A 20,053-nucleotide genomic window follows, 5' to 3' on the forward strand; every position below is an offset into this window, starting at 1 on the left:
CCAGCCGACAGAAGGGAAAGACTTTATAGCAGTTCAGCAACATCTTTGGATAATTTTGCCCCACCGTGGCAGGGCAAATCGTGTGATGTACGCTATGCGTTCTGCCATTTCTGGCATGCCGCTTTTAGCCTGTTCATCGCGTCTACCAGTACTGGGCGCGGGCAGCCAACGTTGAGTCTCATATGCCCCTCTCCACCGGGACCGTATTGCGCCCCAGGTGACAGGCCAAGCCTGGCGTCATGCACAAAAAAAGCGCTTAGCTGCTCATCGCTGAGATCCATTTTTTCCGCATTCAGAAACAGAAGATACGACGCGCCGCCATACACTATTGAGATCAAAGGACAGTGCTTTTCAATTTCACTTTTCACAAACGCTACATTGTCGGCCAGATAGGCCAATAATTTCTGGTGCCAGTCGGCACAATGGGTAAAAGCGCTATAAATGGCCGCCTGCTGCAATGAATGCGTCTCGGCAAGGTAGCAGTTATCCAGAAAGTGGTAGAACTGATGGCGTAATTCATCATTCTTAATAATGGCGATTCCGCCCTGGATCGCCGCCGTATTGAAGGTCTTGCTGATGGAAGTAAGCACGATTGACCGACCATCTGGCGCTTCATCAACAGTAAAAAACGGCAAATGGCGCTTTCCTGGCAGGGTTAAATCACTATGCACTTCATCAGACAGAATGATGACGCCAGCCTGCTGGCAATAGTGGCTTATTTTTTCCAACGTTTCCCGCGACCACACCATTCCACCTGGATTATGCGGTGAAGGGAACAAAAACATTTTGCACTGCTTGAGTTTCTCGCTGAAATCATACCAGTCAAATTCATAGTGCCCGTTTTTCTCAATGAGGCGCGTCTGAATCAAATTCCTACCGCTGGTGTTTACCAGATTAGGATAGGGATCATAGATTGGCGTACAGGTTAAAATATTATCGCCTGGACGGGTAAGCGCCATTAAAGAGAGTACGATAGTTTTTATAACACCGGGAATAAAATGTAACCAGTGTGCCTTGATATCGGCATCATACTGTTGTGCATACCAATGAATAACAGATTCTTTCCATTGTGGATAATCCAGGTTATAGCCTTGCACAGGCTGCGACACCACCGAACGCAGCGTGCTCATGATTGGCTCTGGTGTCGCAAAATCCATATCTGCAATCCACAGCGGTAATACATCGGTGGTACCGTACATCTGTTGTAATTGCCCGTATTTACGACAATTAACATCCCTTGTGACAATATCATCAAACAAAGACATTGTTGACTCCTGGAAAGTCTCTGAAAATAGTGTAAGCAACGCAAAAGCGAAGAATGTTTATGTATATCTAATGGATATGTTTAATTTACCCTGGTGATAGCTAATATTTAGCTATTTAGTCGTTTATGATTTTTGCTCAACCATATTCTCAGTGGCTTCATTGGGCTCATATTTAGCAATGCCAATACCGGTTGCCGCCCACAGTAGGGCAAAGATGACACCGCTGTAACAGAGGATTGCCCAGGGCAAGTAATCAAGCGTGGCAACGCCCAGCATAGTGGCGCAATAAACGCCTGAGGCAGACCATGGGATAATCGGTTCGACAACGGTTCCGGCATCTTCAGTGGTTCGCGAGAGGTTTTTTGCCGCAAGACCTCGCTTTTTGTACTCCTCTTTAAAGGCATCACCGCACAGCAGCAACGGTAAGGTCCCATTTGCCGTGCAGGCACAGATGGTAAATGTCGTCACAATCGTGGTAGCCACCAGGCGGAATGTGGATTTAACGCCTTTTGTCAGTGCGTTTATCACGGTGTGCAGAGAGCCTGTCGCACTCATTGCCCCGGCAAAGCTGAAGGCGCTGAAAACGGTAACGAAGCTGCTAAACATTGAAATAGCGCCGCCTCGCTCCAGTAAGCGGGAAACATCGGAAGACAGTGTCGGCAGATTATCTCCGGTAAGCATTGCGAGCTTAAAGCCACTGACCACGGATTCGCCGACAGAGGATGCCGTAAATTGCTGAAAGACTAACGCCAAAATCATTGAGACTATCGTAGATAAAAAGAGCATCGGAATAGGCGGTCTTTTTGACAGTGAGCCATATAAAACGATGATCGGTGGGAGTAGCAGCAGAATATTAAAGTGATAAATCTGACCAATAGAATTCATCAAGTTGGTAATGTTTTCAGGCGCGCTGGACGAGGCATCAATGCCCATGCCCATATAGCTGTAAACGACGCAGCAAATAATAAAACCCGGGCCGGTAGTCCACAGCAGGTGGCCGATATGCGAGTACAGGTTTACCCCGGCAGCCAGTGCAGCCATGTTGGTTGAATCAGAAACCGGTGAGAGCTTATCACCAAACCAGCAGCCTGAAACAATGGCACCAGCGGCAATGGGCAGCGAGACATTCAGACCAATCGCTACACCAATCATGGCAATACCAACGGTCCCGATAGAACCCCAGGAGGTACCGGTGCATACTGAGATCAGTGCTCCCAGCATAAATGCCGAAATATAGAAATACTGAGGGTTAATCCACTTCAGACCATAATAAATCATCATTGGAATAGTGCCTGACACCATCCATGCGCCAATTAAGAAACCGATACTGGCGACAATTAATATGACCGGCAGCGCTTCAGATATTTTATTGCAAATAGATTGTAGAATGTCATCCCACGTGTAGCCGTGAGCGATGGCGATAAACGAGGCGGTTGCCGTTCCCATCAGGATCATGGGTTCAGCACGAATATTGAAGATAAAATATCCGATGCTAATCCCGCCCAGCATGACTACCATGGGTAAAACTGACCAAAAGAAAGACAATGGCTTTCTGTTGTTGGCGGTACAGTTATTTAATTCCATAATTCCATCCCAATCATTAATGGTTGAACACGTCAAATAAATACCTGCTACAGGTCACTCATGTCTGAGTAACATAGTTGCCAGAGCTCATGGCTGAACCCTATTTTATTAACTGCTGCAGATTATCTTTTTTGACCTGCTATTCTGGTGCTTATATTTTAGTAGTAAGGTAAGAGAACGTTTGGTGAATAAATTACCCCTCGGCATAAGGTGAATGATGTCGGCGTTGTTGACTCAATTTGCGATACTGCTGTGGTGGCATGCCGACGTATTTATGGAACGAGCTGTAAAATCGACTGCTGGAGCGAAAACCTGCAATTGTAGCGATATCCAGAATTGTTTTATCCGTATCGCTGAGTAAAGCCCGCACATGGTTAATGCGCATCGCGGTAATATACTGTTTCATCGTCAGTTGCATCACCCGGTGAAAAATACCCATCGCATAATTGGGATTGAGCTTAACGTGTTCGGCAATAGCATCAACCGTAAGCTGTTTGTCGCAGTTGGCGGCAATAAACTCCAGCATCTGGCTGACGTAAAACTGTGAATGCCGTGAAATACTGTTTTTCTGGGTACGCGACGTTTTGTTACCCAGTACCGGCCGCCAGCCAGCGAGGCTAAAGCGCTTGAGCATTAGCGCGATTTCATCAATGGCTAACTGGCGAATTTGTTCGTTATCGCTATTGAGTTCATTCTGCCAACGCTGTACTTCAAACGCGCTCAGCTGCTGTGAAGCCAACGAAGTAATCACCATCCCGTGGGTCACGTGATTAATCAGCTCCCTGTCCAGCGGCCAGGATAAAAACAGATGCATCGGTAAGTTGAAGATGGCCATCTGTTTACAGTGCCCGGCATCCGTGAGTTGATGGGGAGTACAGGCCCAGAACAAGGTGATAAAACCCTGTTTGCTCTTCACCACTTCGTCATTAAAAAGATACTCCACATCACCATCAAATGGCACGTTCACCTCAACCTGGCCATGCCAGTGGCTGTAGGTCATAGCCAGCGGCGCCCGCAGTTCGACATCCATACGCTGATACTCGGAATAGAGCGCCAGCGGACTTCGCGACTTTTTCTCATAGCTGCGACACATATGGGGGTCGAGCGGCAGCTGCGGGGTACTTTTTGCCATTATGGTTGGGTTCCTGGATAGTGATTCCGGCCATGGGGTAACGCCAAAGCATGAACATAGCTTAACCGAAAAAAAACGTCGTTTTCTCTCCATTTTCGCGAAGTTATTCCCAAAAACTCAGATCCTGTGCCTGTCGCTTGCCGATCTGAGATAGCGGGAATGGCGAGCTGTAATCTCAAAAACGCTCAATCTGGGGAGCCCATGGCAAAGCAACATCGTTTATTTGCCCATAAATCAGAGTTGAAGCGATAGCCAGTATTCAGCGAATACCGTACATTTTTATTTGTATCCACAGCTTAAGGAATCATCATGTCCAGGCTCCGTACTTTGGCCGCGGCGGTAGTTGCCGTTGCTGCGATGACGATGTGTGCCACTCCTGTGTTGGCTAACCCCGGTAATGGCAACGGAAATGGTAACAGTGGCAACCATGGTAATAGCGGGAACAAGGGGAATAGTGGTCATAGCCAGAAAGGACACGCGGACCAAAAAAATAACGCACAATCAGAACAGCGTAAAAATTATGGTAAGCCGGACCATGTTGATAGTGACATCAGCTATAACGTGGCCAGGCAGTATGCCGTCAGATACGGTCTAACGGGCTATAAGTCACTGCCTCCAGGTATTGCCAAAAATCTGGCGCGAGGAAAACCGCTTCCTCCGGGGATCGCCAGGAAGAGCGTTCCGCCATCAATGTTGAATCAACTTCCGTATTACCCGGGCTATGAATGGCAGGTTATTGGCGATAATCTGGTGCTGATTGCACTGAGCACGGCGATTGTCACCGCTGTTATTAATGGTGTGTTTGATTAAGGTTCAACGCTATGTCCAGACGAAAGGCCATGTTATTAACATGGCCTTTTTGTTGTGCATTATTCACTAAGGATCACCCGCATAGTCAAAGAATTATATTTTGCATATTTCCCAGTTAATATCTGATAGTTCCGACACGGATCACAATCGCAGTTAAATAAGTTGGCTTGCCGTTGGAGCATCTCCATTATGTGCCTTTTCTTAACAAGGATTACGTTTTATGAACATTCGGCCTCTCCTCGCCTTCACTTTTATCGGAATATTGTGGGGTGCGGGATCTTCACAGGGACAAGCAAAAGAGTGGAATAAAGAACCTGTGGCTGTTTTACAGCAGGGTGCTGAGGCGGGGGATGCGCAGGCGCAGTTTGTGCTTGCAACCGTGTACTTAAAAGGTAAAGAGGTAGAGCAGAATTTCAGTAAAGGCAGCGAGTGGCTGACCAAATCGGCTGAGCAGGGTAATGCGAGTGCCCAGCATCTGCTTGCACTGATGTACTACGAGGGCAAAGGCGGCCTGAAAGATGACAAGAAAGCGGCCGAATGGTTTAGCAAAGCGGCGGCCCAGGGGAATGTCGATGCCCAATACTATCTCGGTGTGCTGTATTTCGAAGGTAAGGGCGTGCAGCAGAATGACAAGAAAGCTGTTGAATGGCTGACACGTGCGGCTGAGCAGGGCAATCTCGATGCGCGTTATCTGCTCGCCTTAGCCTACTTTGATGGTGAGGGCGCGCGCTGGTATGACGGTAAGGTCATTGAGTGGTTTGACAACGAAGTCGGAAAAGGCAATAAGCAGGCCGTCGAGTGGTTAAGCATTGCTGCCGAGCGCGGAAACTATCATGCCATTGAGTGGCTCCATCGTGCGGTTGAGAAGGGCAATTCTGACGCAAAGCGTTTCCTTGAAAGTAAGGCGTCGCTATTAGAGGGCTACAACACCGTTAAGTCATTGAGTAAAGCGGCTGAACGAGGGGATGCCAAAGCGCAGGGATTACTGGGCAGAAAGTACTTTGAAGGTGATGGTGTCGGTCTGGATACTGACAAAGCTTTCGCGCTGTTTAAACAGTCCGCCAGTAAAGGGGACGCGCTGGGCCAGAGCATGCTCGGCGCGATGTATTACCTTGGCGAGGGGGTTGGTGTGGCTCAGGACCACAAAAAAGCGTTTGAGCTGTTTAATCAGGCAGCTCTTCAAGGGGATATGCTGGCCCAGGGCATGCTTGGCATGATGTACGCAAAAGGAGAGGGAACGGCCCAGGACAATAAAAAAGCGGTGGAGTGGCTGGAGAAAGCCGCGGCCCAGGGAGATGCAGGCTCGCAGAAAGATCTTGGCTTGATGTATTTAGAAGGTAATGGCGTCGCTCAGGATGATAAAAAAGCCGCTGAGTGGTTTGAACAGGCCGCAAGAAAGGGAAATGCGGAAGCTCAGGGGATGCTGGGAACCATGTACCTTGAAGGCAAAGGGGTAACTCAGGATTATGCTCAGGCGTATATCTGGAGTGCGGTGGCCTTTGCTAATGGGAATTCTGATGCACAAAATGGACTGGATATCGCGCAGAAGAACCTGAATCCGACAGCCCTGAAAGAAGCTGACGACAAGGCCAGACGCTATTTCGAGCAGCATCGAAATCAATCGGCCCTGTAACGCGCTCGGTTGCACAGTATGGTTTTACGTGAGCCTCTTCGTTAAGAGGGGGAGGCTCACAAACCGTACAGTTTTATTTTTCTATAGAGCGTGGCAATGCTGATCCCCAGTTCTGTCGCGGCTTGTTTTTTCCCCTCAACGCTTGAGCCGAATCGCTGGATGACGTTTTCGATAGCTTCCCTTTCCGCCTGTTTTCCTTTGCTGGCAAGCTGACGGGGTTGCGCGGTCATCGTCGTTTTTCTACCGTCAGCGGCGCTGAGCAGGTAGGGGGGAAGATGGCTGGCGTTGATCCCGGCGGCTTCTCCGCGCATCACAAAAATGTATTCGATCACGTTGCGTAATTCACGAATGTTGCCCGGCCAGTGCCAGGCATAAAGGCGGTTAATAACGTCATCAGGCAGTTTTTGCGGTGGTCGCTGGTAACTGACCGAGAACTCATCGGCAAAATACTGTGCGAGGACCGCAATATCAGCACGGCGTTCACGCAGGGATGGAAGTACCAGAGGGACCACATTCAGGCGATAGAAAAGATCTTCGCGAAACTGATTATTCTCCACCATCGCATTAATGTTTTTGTTGGTCGCGGCAATAATGCGCACATCAATATTGATGGTGTTATTAGAGCCAACGCGGGTGATCGCCTTTTCCTGCAAGACCCTGAGCAGCTTAGCCTGCAGATGCAACGGCATATCGCCAATTTCATCCAGAAACAGGCTGCCGCCGTTGGCCAGTTCAAATTTTCCCATTCGTCCTTTGGGATCGGCCCCGCTGAATGCGCCACGAACATAACCAAACAGTTCGCTTTCCAGCAGTTGTTCGGGGATAGCCGCGCAGTTGATTGTCACGAAAGGCGCGGCTTTACGTGGACTGCTTTGGTGAATGGCAAAAGCCACGACCTCTTTCCCCGAGCCACTTTCCCCGGTGATGAGCACGCTGGCGTAACTGTTGGCGATTTTACCGATGGTGCTTCTGAGTTGCTCCATTGAGGGAGAGTGACCAATCAGTCGCACCTGCATGTCAGACTCATAAGGGGATGGAGTAAGGTTACTCAGGTAGTCGTGTGCATCACGAAAGATAACCATGGTTAAGCGATCGTTATCCTGTGAGGAGAGCGAAATTTGTTTGCACAGTACATGATGTTTCTGACCTTCAAGCGTCAGCCACGCTTCTTCATCGCCATACAGGCTGTCTCCGGTTGTTTCAATGGTCAGTGGTAATCCCTGAACCTCACGGTTGAGGATGCGGTCGGCTGAATGATTGGCATGCCAGATAAGACCCTTGCCATCAATCGCCACCACGCCGCGGTCCATAGCATCGATCAGAAGCCGAAATGCGCCAAGCGTTTCCTGCGCGCGTAAACGCTCCAGGCATTCAAAGACCTTACTGGAGATCATTACGGCGATTTGCTCAATAAAGGTGACAAATTTATCAATCTGGCTCAGTAACGTGTCACGCTGTGCCTGGGTTGAGCAAATAATCCCGATCACGCCAATCACGCGATTATTGAGAAAAATGGGTGCGTTCAAATCCAGCATTTCAGAACAGTAGTGGTGTTTTTCACATAACTGACACAGCGGATGCTCGCCGGGATTTTTGATCAGTACCGTTTCTCGCACCTGCAATACGTGACGATAGATGTAGCCATTTTTGGCCACGTTCTCATTGAGCATATGCCGGTATTTCCCGGTACCCGCGATGCGCATTAAAGATTCATCAATGATTTCAACGTCCGTGCCCGTTATGCCAGAAATAGCGTCGGCATAATTGCATATATCATCCTGAATATTGCTGAGTACTGAAATCATGGTACTTCTCCGGCAGTGTGTCGCATTTCTCAAGGAAAATGATAAATAGGCGAAGCAATGCAAAAATGATTTGCGAAAAATCAATCTATCACGCTGTTTTTGGATGTTTTTCTTATTTTATCTTCAGCGATCACACTATTTATCAATAATGAGAATTTATCAAAATGAGGCGATAAACTGACGCAGTGATATTTTTTTTGTGTCAATTTTTATTTCTATTTAATTTATTGAAATTAAAGCCTTTATTAAAATATTCATAAGAATTTACTCGGTTAATAAAAAGCTGGTAAGCATTTTGCTCTATTGCCAATACCGATAACGGAAATATCTCTGTATTGCACCGATTACAGGGAATGAAATACCAGGACAATGAGGTTTTATGATGCAGGAAAACTTATCATTTTTTATTAACCAGACACCGTTTACCGAACATCCGAACGCGCCGTTGGCACCGTTTAGCCGCCAGGAACTGGTAAAAGCGTTGAATTTTCATCGGTCTATTCCGGGTTACGCGCCGACGCCGCTGTATACGCTACCGGCGCTTTCACAAAAACTGGGCGTAAAAAATATCTACCTCAAAGATGAATCTCAGCGTTTTGGCCTGAAAGCCTTTAAAGCGCTGGGTGGCTCCTATGCGATGGCGTGCCATATCGCTGAATTAGTTGGTAAGGATATCAGCGAACTGCCGTTTGACGTGATGACCAGCGAAGAGGTACGCCACGATCTGCAAACCGTCACATTTGCCACCACTACTGATGGCAACCACGGTCGCGGCGTGGCATGGATGGCGCGCCAACTGAAGCAAAACGCCGTGGTGTATATGCCGAAGGGCTCTTCGCAGCAACGTCTGACCTCTATCCGTAACGAAGGCGCTACCGCTGAGATCGTCGATATGAACTATGACGATGCGGTTCGTATGACCGCAGAACAGGCCGAAAAGTATGGCTGGATTGTGGTGCAGGATACCGCGTGGGAAGGATACGAAAAGATCCCGCAGTGGATTATGCAGGGCTACGGCACGCTGATGCTGGAGGCGATAGATCAGCTGCATCAGGTTGCGCCGACGCACATTTTTGTGCAGGCAGGCGTCGGCTCGTTTGCCGGAATGGTTCAGGGAATGGTGACGGCAGCCTGGGGGGAGAATCGCCCGAAAGTGATCGTCGCTGAAGCGTTAATTGCCGATTGCCTCTACCGCTCAGCCCGTTCGAAAGAGGGGGATGCCATTGCGGTGGGCGGTGATTTACAAACCGTGATGGCCGGTCTCGCCTGCGGTGAGGCGAACAGTATCGGCTGGAAACTGCTGCGCGATTATGCCAACGCATTTGCCTCCTGTCCTGATGAAGTTGCAGCGTTGGGCATGCGCATGTTGGGCAACCCACTGGCAGGCGATCCACAGATTATTTCGGGTGAGTCAGGTGCGGTTACTACCGGTCTGCTGGCGCTGCTGATGACTTCGCCTGAACTGGCGCAAACGCGTGAGCAACTGGGGTTGGATGCGCACTCTCGTGTGCTGTTAGTCAGCACCGAAGGGGATACCGACCCGCAACAATATCTGGATATTGTCTGGGGCGGTCAGTACCCGGGCATCAACAAATAATTCCCTGATTGAGAGATATAACGGAGAAACCCATGTTATCTGCAAACCGCATTGAAGAAGTCATTAAAAACTGTCAGGCGCTGATCCAACAAAAAAGTTATTCCGGTCAGGAAGGGGAAGTGGTTAATGCCATAAAAACAATGATGCAGCATTACCAATTCGATGACATCCACGTTGATAAGTACGGCAACATTGTTGGCGGCATTGTCGGCAACCAGCCGGGGAAAACGCTGGTTCTCGATGGACATATCGATACCGTGCCGGTGAATGAAGAGAAGTGGTCCCGCAACCCATACGGCGGCGATATTGAAGATGGCAAAATTTATGGTCGCGGCACAACTGACATGAAAGGTGCCGTGGCGGCGATGATCTCCGCCGTGGGCTTTTTCGGTCAGGACAATCAGCGAAATTTTGCCGGGAAAATCTACGTTGCGTGCATCGTGCATGAAGAGTGTTTTGAAGGTATTGCTGCCCGCCTGGTCAGCGAGCGCTATAAGCCAGACTACGTGATCATTGGGGAAGCTTCCGAGTTAAACCTGAAAATTGGTCAGCGTGGCCGCGCTGAGATTGTGGTCGAAACCTTTGGTAAGCCCGCGCACTCCGCTAACCCACAGGCGGGGATTAACGCGGTGTACAAAATGGCGCAATTGATCGACAAAATTCGCACGATCACGCCGCCGACGCATCCGGTTCTGGGGCCTGGCATTCTGGAACTGACCGACATTAAATCTTCGCCGTACCCGGGAGCCTCGGTGGTACCGGATTACTGTCGCGCAACCTACGATCGCCGTTTGCTGGTGGGTGAAACCAAAGAAAGCGTGATTGCTCCGCTGGAAAATGCGCTTGCCGAACTTATTGCTCAGGATCCGCAGTTTAAGGCCCGAGTGTCCTACGCGGTGGGTCAGGAGTCTTGCTATACCGGCGCCACGATTGAGGGAGAGCGTTTCTTCCCAGGCTGGGTGTACGACGAGTCCGACGAATTTGTGCAGGCAGCGTTAGTGGGCATTCGTGAGGCTGGCTTTAATCCAACCATTACGCAGTACTCATTTTGTACCAACGGTAGCCACTATGCGGGCGAAGCGGGAATCAAAACCATCGGCTTCGGTCCTTCACGAGAAAACCTGGCACACACCATTGATGAGTATATCGAGATCGATCAGTTAACCGGCTCAGCCAGCGGCTATTACAGCATCATCCAGACACTCTATCGCCAATAAAAATAAAGATAACCACCTCTTACCTTACAGGCGGTGTCGCTCAGCAGCACCGCCATGGAGAATAACGATGAAAACCATTTTCAAAAACGGAAATGTAATCGATGGGACGGGCAGTGAAGGCAGGATTGCCGATGTGATGGTTGATGAAGGACGTATTGTCGAAATCGGTCAAATTGAGGTTGGCATCAATGAACAGGTAATTGATGCAACAGGAAAAATTATTTGCCCTGGCTTTATTGATACCCATACGCACTCTGACCTGTCGGCCATTATTAACCCCGCGCTGTCGGCAAAAATTCGTCAGGGTATCACCACCGAACTGTTGGGCCAGGATGGCGTCGCCTTAGCACCGCTACCTGAAGAATATATTCCAGCCTGGCGTAAAAATATCGCCGGGCTGGACGGTGACACCGACAAAATTGACTGGAAGTATAAAAATACAGACGGTTATCTCAATCTGCTGGCATCGCGTCATCCGGCGACAAACCTCGCGTATTTAGTTCCTCATGGCAACGTGCGCATGGAAGCGATGGGTCTGGATGGGCGTCCTTCGACCCGTGAAGATGTGGCGAAGATGTGTGAAGTCCTTGAGCGGGAGCTAAAGGCTGGGGCATTTGGACTTTCCACTGGACTTATCTATATGCCTTGCGCCTTTGGTGATACTGCCGAAATGATTGAACTGTGTAAGGTCACGGCGAAATATGACGGGATCTTTGTGGTGCATCAGCGCAGTGAAGCTGACGATATTATCAACTCAACCCAGGAACTGATTGATATCGCCAAAGCCACTGGCGTCTGGCTACATATTTCGCATATGAAGGTTTGCGGCAAGAAAAACTGGGGGCTGATCGACCAGATGCTGGGCATGCTGGAACAGGCGCAGGAAGAGGGAATTCGTATCTCTTTCGACCAGTATCCGTATGTGGCGGGCAGTACGATGCTTGGCGTGATCCTGCCGCCCTGGGTTCACTCCGGTGGTACGGACAAATTACTTGAGCGTCTCGCCTCGCCCGAACTGCGCGCCAAAATGATTGATGATATTCAGCAGGGTATTCCTGGCTGGGATAACTTTATCGATTTTGCCGGTTTGGACCAGATTTTTGTCACCAGCGTAAAAACGGCAAAAAATCAGGATGCTGTCGGTTTGAACCTCGTCCAGTTGGGCGAGCTGCGCGGAAAAGATCCGTACAACGCCACCTTCGATCTGCTCTTTGAAGAGGAAAACGCCGTGGGGATGGTCGACTTCTACGGTACCGAAGAGCATGTGATTAAGTTTCTCTGTCGACCTGAGCAAAACGTCTGTACCGACGGCTTAATGGGGGCTGGCAAACCGCACCCGCGCGTGTTTGGCGCATTCCCTCGCGTACTCGGTAAATATGTCCGTGAAGAGGGATGTCTGAGCTGGGAAGCGGCAATCCGCAAGATGACGGGAAAACCTGCTGAAGTATTGGGTTTGCAGGATCGCGGACTGCTGAAGGTGGGTTATGCAGCGGATATTGTGATGTTCGATCCGAACACAATTACGGATAAAGGCACTTTTGTGGAACCCAATCAGTACCCGGAAGGGATTGAAATTGTCATGGTTAATGGGCGCATTGCCTTAATCAATGGCACGGAAAGTTATGCCTGTAGCGGTACGGTTATTAGAAAACAATATTAATAAATAACGCTAAACACGCATGGATCTATCGCGACTATTTATGGCCGCGGTAGATCACTACACCCTAAGGACATCACAATGAACCTACAAACGTCTTTACCTTCAGGTAAACCCAAGACCTGGAAAGCAAGATATACCGTCCTGACCCTGATCTGGCTGGCGTGGCTGCTCTCTTTTCTCGACAGAATGGTGATGAGCGTTTCGCTCCCTTATATTGGCAAAGATTTAAATCTTGATACGACTCAACAAGGTTTAATTATTAGCGCCTTTTTTATTGGTTATGCTGCGTTTCAAATTCCCGGTGGATTACTGGCGGATAAATTTGGCTCGCGCAAAATCATGGCCATTGGTATTGCATGGTGGTCTGTGTTCACCAGCTTAACCGGCGCTGTGCTGACGCTGCCGCTGATGTTAGCAGTACGATTCTTCTTTGGTATCGGTGAGGGATGTTTCCCGTCGGCCTCATGGAAGATGATATCAACCTATTTCCCGTCGAAAGAGCGTGGTCGCGCCACGGCGATTCAGTCAACGGTTAACACCTTAGGCCCAGCGCTGGCGGTAGTTGTGGCGGCAAGCATCATCGGGGCATTTGGCTGGCACATGGTTTTTATCGTGCTGGGTATTCCCGGTCTGTTTATCGCGGCAGGTATCTACTTATTTACGCGTGACAACCCGAAAGATCACCCTGCTATTACGCAGCAAGACCTGGCGGAGCTGGCTGCTGACGATCAGGGGAGCCTGCAAAACACCAGCGCTATCGCGTTTAAAGACGTACTCAAAATGCCAGTGCTCTGGCAAATGGCCAGTATCTGGTTTTTGTTTGATATTACCTTCTGGGGTTTTTCAACCTGGCTACCAAGCTACCTGATTACCGTACGAGAGTTTTCTCTGGCAAAGACCGGCGTCATGGCGGCCATTCCCTTCCTGTTCGGGGCTGGCGGAACATTATTAGGCGGTTATTGCTCAGACAAATTCAAACCCCAGCGTAAAACGCTGTATGTCGTAACCTCTGTTATTGCCGCGGGATTCCTGTATCTGACTTTCAGCGTGAGCAGTGCAGATATGGCGGTGGTTTATCAGTGTGTCTCAGCCCTGTTCATGTTCTTTGCCATGGCGACGTTCTGGGGCATTCTGATGGATACGATCCCGAGCAACATCATGGGGCGGGCATCCGGTATTGTTAACTTTGGCGGCCAGATGGCAGGAGTTGTATCAGCGCCGATCATCGGCTGGCTTATCCAAAGCAGCGGCGGAAGCTATAACAGCGCCTTTATCTTTATGATTGCTGCACTGTTGTGCTCAGCTGTCGTTACACTGACAGTCAAAAGCTCGCAGGCAGTGGGAGCGTTGCCCAGTAAAGCCTGATTAATGTCTCTCTCTTGTGGCTCTGCTGTTCCAGAGCCACATTAAGGATGACGGAAATAAGTGATTTAGAGCCTATCCCATTAGGCTCTTAGTGGAAACTCAGGAATCGGTTTGAAAGAAATGCAGAGGATCTTTTAATCGTTTTCTCTAAGGAAAACAGTATAGGATTTTGTAAACTACAAAAATGAGATGTTTTGTTATCTCTTTTATCTATAACAGGAAAGGGGTAAAAAACCTTATTTTTAGGGAAGCATTCTGTATAAATGCTCATATGGTTTAATACTTCACTGTTCAATGGTTTGGCCTTGTTACATATCTCGTTGGCGAATGCGCTGCATTTGCTGCAATTACAACGACATGCAGAATAGTCAGTCGAGATGAGGGAATCATTATTGCCAATGTTAAATCCTAGCTTTCCTCGCCGGATATAAGCATCCATTATTCCACTGGCTTCATATTTTAGCAGTAATCCCTCCCGTTCACTCCGCGTTAAAGATGGCGATAATATGTAACTCAGCAATAAGGTGGTTCTTTCATTTATGGATGGATATAGATTTAAATTGTTGATCTGTTTCGTCTTAATGATGAAATAGGACGCGATGACAAAGCCAAGGCATCGAGCGGTACTCATCTGCAGATCCCAGTTGTCTTTTTGTACGGTATATTCGTAAGTTACAGGCATGAGTGAATGTTCGTACGCTAGAAAGTCGGCAATAAACTCCATGGTCCTGATATACGGAAGTTGGTTGCCATTCATCTTGATGTATTGATGCTGGCAACACATCAAATGAACCAATTCATGAAAGAAAACGAAGTTCATAAAAGAGCGGGCGGTGTTAAGAGATACCTCTACTGAATGTATGTCAACGCGATTGGCTATAATACATAGCGCTGTATCGGCTAAGGCTGTGTGTTTAAATATGGAGGCAAGATCGAGACTGATGTTTAAGTTGTATGTTCCTGCAACAATAATTACCCATGAATAGAATCTGTGATTAATTGCAATATATGCAATATCTTCGTGGATAACTATCTGGATTAATGGTTCATTTTCGTTCACAAAACCCCATACGGTTTTGTTCACCGGGATGAGAGAGTCTTTACCCAACCAGGCTTCGATCATCAAATCCAGGTCAGTAAATGAGTACCATGTAATATCGGTATCAATATTTTCAGGTGAACACCAGGATTGATAAGGCCATGCGTCAGGCATTGTGTCAGGGAATACAACATTGTTTAATGATTCTCGTATTTGATTCATTTTGCTATACGCCATCAATCAATTGCTTTGCTTACTACCAGAAGAGAAGCGTAAGTTGCTGTTCTGGTAACCTATTTTTCTCCTTAGAATGTGAAAATGGTGCTTTTAACGTTGGCCGGTTTTTCTTCCCGCCAGGTTGTGCCAGTGTACGATCCCTCTGTGTTTACAGTTTCTCCAAAATTCAGGTTAGTAAAATTGTTATCACCCGAAAGTATGAAAAAATGCTCTATCTTATTTTTTTAGCAGCGCATCGATGTAACCTGGAAATTTGAAATGCGCTATTTCTGCTTTATTTAAGCATAAAGACAAGTGTAGGATAATTTCATATAGAAATAAAATTAACAAAAAACTGTCGTAGGCAACGTATTGAAAAATAATATTTGTTTGTAATGTAAAGTTGCTGGCATAGAAATGTGCATGGGAATGTTCAACGTAAGCGGCTATTTGATAGCGGCTTTCCACCATGCCACCCTAACGGAATGATCGTCAGATGAGGGGTGTTTTTTGTATTTTTACGGTTCTAATGCTTACTACCCTATTGATATTAATAGCTTTGTTAAGAATGAACTCTAATAAATGAAAGACCTGTCCTACATGTGTAGGAATTTTCCTTTACGTTGTGTTAATGATTTGATATTTACAAAGGTTCAAAGTTTAATTTTTGTAAATCAAAATGTTATTTTTATGATTTATTCATTCGAATTATGAAAAAATAATAAAATATACGCGTGGCTATGCTAGAATTTTCCTCTTAAAGTCTTGCGTTTATAAAACATAATATTGAAGACTCATCTGCTCTATAGCCATCGCCTCTCTTTATTTATCGGGATTCTTATACGCAATGAACGCGATAATCGTTGACGATCACCCATTGGCTCGCATTGCCATCCGCAACTTACTCGATACCAATGGTATCGCTGTGACCACCGAACTCGACAGTGGGGATCAAGTGGTTCAAACCGTTGAAAAAACTAAACCGGAGTTGTTGATTATCGATGTGGATATTCCGGGTATCAGTGGCATCGAAGTGCTGGAGCAGCTGAGAAAGCGGCACTATGCTGGTGTAATCATTATCATTTCAGCCAAAAATGAATTTTTTTACGGCAAACGTAGCGCCGAATACGGTGCTAACGGATTTGTGAGTAAAAAAGAAGGTATGAATAATATTCTTGCCGCAATTGAAGCAGCAAAAAATGGCTATAGCTATTTTCCCTTTTCCCTTGAGCACTTTACTGGTTCATCCGTCAGCGAGCAGGATAAGCTTGATACGTTGTCGAACCAGGAAATGAGAGTATTGCGTTATATCCTTAATGGCATGGATTACAGCACAATTGCCAGCAAAATGAATATCAGTAATAAAACGGTAAGTACCTATAAAAGCCGGTTGATGGAAAAATTAGATTGTTCATCATTAATGGAAATTTATGATTATGCGCAGAGAAATAAAATAGGATAGAGTAATGCTGGAACGCTTTTTTATTTTTTTGATGGTCATCTTTACCATCGGGTTGTCTACGGGTGTAAGCTCAGCTCGGCAAGTTGAGCTAAAAAGTAACTATAATACCTCAGTGCAAAATATCGGTTTGAACAGGGAAGAAACAAACTGGTTAGCGCATAAAAAAACCTTGGTTGTTGGCACCTGGTTACCGGAAGTCTCCCCCATTGTTTATCAAAATAGCGGTGAATATTATCGGGGCGTCAACGCGGATTACCTTGCGTTAATGCAAAAGAACCTCAATCTAAAAATCATTATAAAGCAGTATGATAATGAGCAAGAGGCGCTGGCCGCGCTCGCCAATAACGATGTTGATACGCTGATAACCCAACTGTCCCGACGCCAGGATGTTGGCGGGAATTTGTTGCGTACTTCGGCATTGCTGACCACGTGGCCGACGCTTGTAACATCGCTAAAAAACACTATGCTGCCGCTGACCTCGAACCATCAGGTTAGCGTCGCGTGTGTGCGGGATTGCCCTTTTCTCGATGTTATCCAGGGGGCTTTTCCTGAGGCTAAAGTCTCATTTTATGACGACGAGTATCAGGCTATGGCGTCGGTAGTGAATGGCGATAACCAATATTATATTGGTAACAATATCACCAGCAGTCATTGTATCTCTCGATACTTCTCACAATCACTGGTTATTACGCACTACTTTGATAAGCAAGAACAATATAATTATTTTGTCGTTAACGAAGATCAGCCTGTATTAAGAAATATTCTTGATGGTTTCATTACGTCAATCAGTAATGAAATTCATATGCAAGTCATGCAGAACTGGCTGAACCGCGGCAACCTTGCCTATCTGAATGCGCCTATTCCTTTCACCGATCAGGAAAAAGCGTGGTTGAAGAAAAAGCATGTTATCCGCATTTTAATCAACCCAGATTACTCGCCCTATACGCTGGTCGATCGCAGTGGTGAGTTACGCGGTATTATTGGTGATTTGCTGAATATTATTCATCTGCAAACGGGGCTCGATTTTGAACCCATTTTAGCTAGCTCCAAAAGTGAGCAGACAAAGCAAATAAGCGGCGAACAGTGGGATATGTATCCCACTATCACGCTAACTCATCAAAACCCGAGCAATTCGGCCTTTAGCGATCCGCTGATGAATGTGGCATTTGTGATGATCACTTCCCGTGAGGAAACCGCCGAATCGCTACTGGAGAAGCCGATACGTATTGCTTTGCCTGCCGGGCATGTGCTGGAAAGTGAGCTGAAGCAACGCTATCCGCAGGCCACTTGGGTGAATGCGGATACTGGCAGTGTTGCGATGGCCATGGTTAAGGAGGGCAGCGTTGATGCGGCAATCGCTACCGAATTGTCGGCAAGATTTATGGTCGATCATTACTACCAGAAAAATATGCACTTTTTTAGGCTTCCAGATATGCCTGGTGCGTCGGTAAGTTTTGCAATCTCTCCCCGCGAGCCGATGTTGAAGTCTGTTATGGATAAAGCGCTACAGGCCATACCGCCACGTGAAATTTTGCAGATGACGGAGAGGTGGTCGAAAATTTCCAATACGCAGGTCGATTTCTGGAGTCGATATAGCAAACAGTTCTATCAACTGGGGATATTCGCGCTGCTGCTGATAGCAATTAGCCTGATCTGGGGGATCTCACTCTCCCGTGAGGTAAATAAAAGGAAACAATCGCAGCGGCTACTGGAAGAGCAGCTTCATCTCAAAGAAGCATTATCTCAAGAACTGGAAAACGAAAAGAATAAAGCGATTGAAGCAACCAAGGCCAAAAGTCGCTTTCTGGCGAGTATGAGCCATGAATTACGTACTCCGGTAAGTTCGATTGTTGGCTTTGTGGAATTACTGTCGAGTTCAGAACTCAGCCCGGCACAGCGAAAAGAGGCGATTGCCCTTACCGGGGCGACGGCCCAGTCATTGCTTGGGCTGATCGGTAAGATTCTGGATGTGGATAAGATTGAGTCTGGTAAATACCAGGTTGTTCCTCAATGGACGGATCTCTCGCAACTCATTGAATTGCAGTGCCACTCTTTCGATGCCTTAGCCAGACAGAAAGGCATTACGCTTGCCTGTGTTAGTCAGTTGCCGGCGAACGAGCGGGTATTTGTCGATCAGCAGGCTTTGCGGCAAATTCTCACCAACCTGGTGGGTAATGCGTTGAAGTTTACCGAGCAGGGCAGCATTCATGTGACGGCCCGTTTGATGCCTGAGGGGGAGAATCACGGTACCCTGACTATTGCCATTAGCGACACCGGTTGCGGTATTAGTGAAGAGGAGCAGGCGGGGCTGTTTCAGCGTTACGCTCAGGGACGCTGCGGGCGTCAACAAACCGGTTCTGGACTGGGGTTATTTATCTGCAAAGAACTGGTGACGTTGATGGGTGGGACGCTGGAGTTGATGAGCGTCCCGTTGCAAGGAACCACGTTTACCATAACGCTGCCGGTTGAAACAGCTCGACAGTCGATTGTATCGGATGGCGATGCGCCCGGTACTTTGTTACCGCTTCCGTGTCTGTCTATTTTGATAGCTGACGATAATCCAACCAATCGCCTGCTGCTCAAGCGACAGTTGAATGCCATTGGCTACAGCGTGGATGAAGCGTGTGATGGGGAGGAAGCAGAAGCCAAACTGGCGAAGAAATCGTACGATCTGCTGATAACCGATGTAAATATGCCGAAAAAAGACGGGTTTGATCTCGCGGCTTCGCTACGTCGTCAACAGCCGAATTTACAAATATGGGGACTGACGGCCAGCGCACTTCCACAGTCACGCGATCGATGCCTGCAAAATGGTATGAACTTGTGCCTGTTCAAGCCTGTGTCGATTCAGACACTGACCCACGAATTGAGTAAAATCGAAACCGGTTATGCATCTCCTTGTACAATCCGGCATTTGAAATTCAATGTGTTGACGGAAAATACCGGCGGCGATCGCGCACTGATGAACGAGATTCTCGAGACATTTCGCGAGGCAACGCTGAATGATATACAAGCGGCAGAGAAAGCCGTTCTGCAAGATGAACCTCAGCTGTTTTTGCGAGCCCTTCACCGGTTGCATGGTTCGGCGCAAATTCTGGGTATCACTGCGCTACAGAACCTGTGCGACCCTTTCGAATCCAGACGACATGACGATCTTTCTCTGTCAGAACGCGAGGAGGCATTGCAGAAGATCATTGCTGTTATGCGGGAAATTGAGATTGAGATAGACAGTCTGATTAGCCATTAATCCCCCTGATCGGGTAGCTGT

13 protein-coding genes are annotated in these 20,053 nt (G+C 47.6%); 8 read left to right on the forward strand and 5 right to left on the reverse strand.

The window, feature by feature from the left end:
* Window positions 1-92 precede the first annotated feature (92 nt).
* The 3 genes from OGX97_RS02860 to melR form a co-directional block, all read right to left on the reverse strand.
* A complete protein-coding gene (locus tag OGX97_RS02860; protein ID WP_219987713.1) occupies window positions 93-1,265 on the reverse strand; it encodes a MalY/PatB family protein in 1,173 nt (390 codons plus the stop codon).
* A 123-nt stretch (window positions 1,266-1,388) separates the two neighbouring features.
* Window positions 1,389-2,849, reverse strand: coding sequence for a Na+/H+ antiporter NhaC (gene nhaC / locus OGX97_RS02865; RefSeq protein WP_032944663.1), 1,461 nt, complete (start codon window positions 2,847-2,849; stop codon window positions 1,389-1,391).
* Window positions 2,850-3,042: 193 nt separating this feature from the next.
* The gene (gene melR, locus OGX97_RS02870) at window positions 3,043-3,981 is read right to left on the reverse strand and encodes a transcriptional regulator MelR (RefSeq protein WP_003826064.1); all 939 of its coding nucleotides are present in this window, start codon (window positions 3,979-3,981) and stop codon (window positions 3,043-3,045) included.
* A 309-nt stretch (window positions 3,982-4,290) separates the two neighbouring features.
* Between melR and OGX97_RS02875 the strand changes: the two genes are divergently transcribed.
* Together OGX97_RS02875 and OGX97_RS02880 are read left to right on the forward strand one after the other, a co-directional pair.
* Window positions 4,291-4,791 carry an anti-virulence regulator CigR family protein gene (locus tag OGX97_RS02875; RefSeq protein WP_048215725.1) on the forward strand — a complete coding sequence of 167 codons (501 nt, stop codon included), beginning with the start codon at window positions 4,291-4,293 and terminating at the stop codon, window positions 4,789-4,791.
* Window positions 4,792-5,011: 220 nt separating this feature from the next.
* Entirely contained in the window at window positions 5,012-6,424 is a 1,413-nt protein-coding gene (locus OGX97_RS02880; RefSeq protein ID WP_279850944.1) for a tetratricopeptide repeat protein, read from the forward strand.
* Between the two features lie 56 nt (window positions 6,425-6,480).
* Here OGX97_RS02880 and OGX97_RS02885 read toward each other — a convergent pair whose 3' ends face one another.
* Window positions 6,481-8,229 (reverse strand): sigma-54 interaction domain-containing protein, encoded by a 1,749-nt coding sequence (locus OGX97_RS02885; RefSeq protein ID WP_071445420.1) that lies wholly within the window; start codon window positions 8,227-8,229, stop codon window positions 6,481-6,483.
* A gap of 382 nt (window positions 8,230-8,611) precedes the next feature.
* On the opposite strand from OGX97_RS02885, the gene dpaL reads away from it, so the two are divergent.
* From dpaL to OGX97_RS02905, 4 genes are all read left to right on the forward strand, one after another.
* Window positions 8,612-9,826, forward strand: coding sequence for a diaminopropionate ammonia-lyase (dpaL, locus tag OGX97_RS02890; RefSeq protein ID WP_020996285.1), 1,215 nt, complete (start codon window positions 8,612-8,614; stop codon window positions 9,824-9,826).
* A 32-nt stretch (window positions 9,827-9,858) separates the two neighbouring features.
* On the forward strand, window positions 9,859-11,043 hold the full coding sequence (locus tag OGX97_RS02895; protein WP_008785574.1) for a YgeY family selenium metabolism-linked hydrolase: 1,185 nt from the start codon (window positions 9,859-9,861) through the stop codon (window positions 11,041-11,043).
* A 67-nt stretch (window positions 11,044-11,110) separates the two neighbouring features.
* Window positions 11,111-12,703, forward strand: coding sequence for an N-acyl-D-amino-acid deacylase family protein (locus tag OGX97_RS02900; RefSeq protein ID WP_008785573.1), 1,593 nt, complete (start codon window positions 11,111-11,113; stop codon window positions 12,701-12,703).
* A 78-nt stretch (window positions 12,704-12,781) separates the two neighbouring features.
* Window positions 12,782-14,068: an MFS transporter gene (locus OGX97_RS02905; protein ID WP_032944659.1), complete on the forward strand. Its 1,287-nt coding sequence runs from the start codon at window positions 12,782-12,784 to the stop codon at window positions 14,066-14,068.
* A gap of 88 nt (window positions 14,069-14,156) precedes the next feature.
* Here the strand turns inward: OGX97_RS02905 and OGX97_RS02910 are convergent, their stop codons facing one another.
* Window positions 14,157-15,329 carry a hypothetical protein gene (locus tag OGX97_RS02910; protein ID WP_279850941.1) on the reverse strand — a complete coding sequence of 391 codons (1,173 nt, stop codon included), beginning with the start codon at window positions 15,327-15,329 and terminating at the stop codon, window positions 14,157-14,159.
* Window positions 15,330-16,170: 841 nt separating this feature from the next.
* On the opposite strand from OGX97_RS02910, the gene evgA reads away from it, so the two are divergent.
* Both evgA and OGX97_RS02920 read left to right on the forward strand, forming a co-directional pair.
* Window positions 16,171-16,785 (forward strand): acid-sensing system DNA-binding response regulator EvgA, encoded by a 615-nt coding sequence (gene evgA, locus OGX97_RS02915; protein WP_008785570.1) that lies wholly within the window; start codon window positions 16,171-16,173, stop codon window positions 16,783-16,785.
* 4 nt (window positions 16,786-16,789) lie between these two features.
* On the forward strand, window positions 16,790-20,032 hold the full coding sequence (locus tag OGX97_RS02920) for an ATP-binding protein (RefSeq protein ID WP_279850940.1): 3,243 nt from the start codon (window positions 16,790-16,792) through the stop codon (window positions 20,030-20,032).
* Window positions 20,033-20,053 lie beyond the last annotated feature (21 nt).

Origin of the sequence: Citrobacter sp. Cpo061 (genome assembly GCF_030332845.1) — a bacterium.
Classification (GTDB): domain Bacteria; phylum Pseudomonadota; class Gammaproteobacteria; order Enterobacterales; family Enterobacteriaceae; genus Citrobacter; species Citrobacter portucalensis.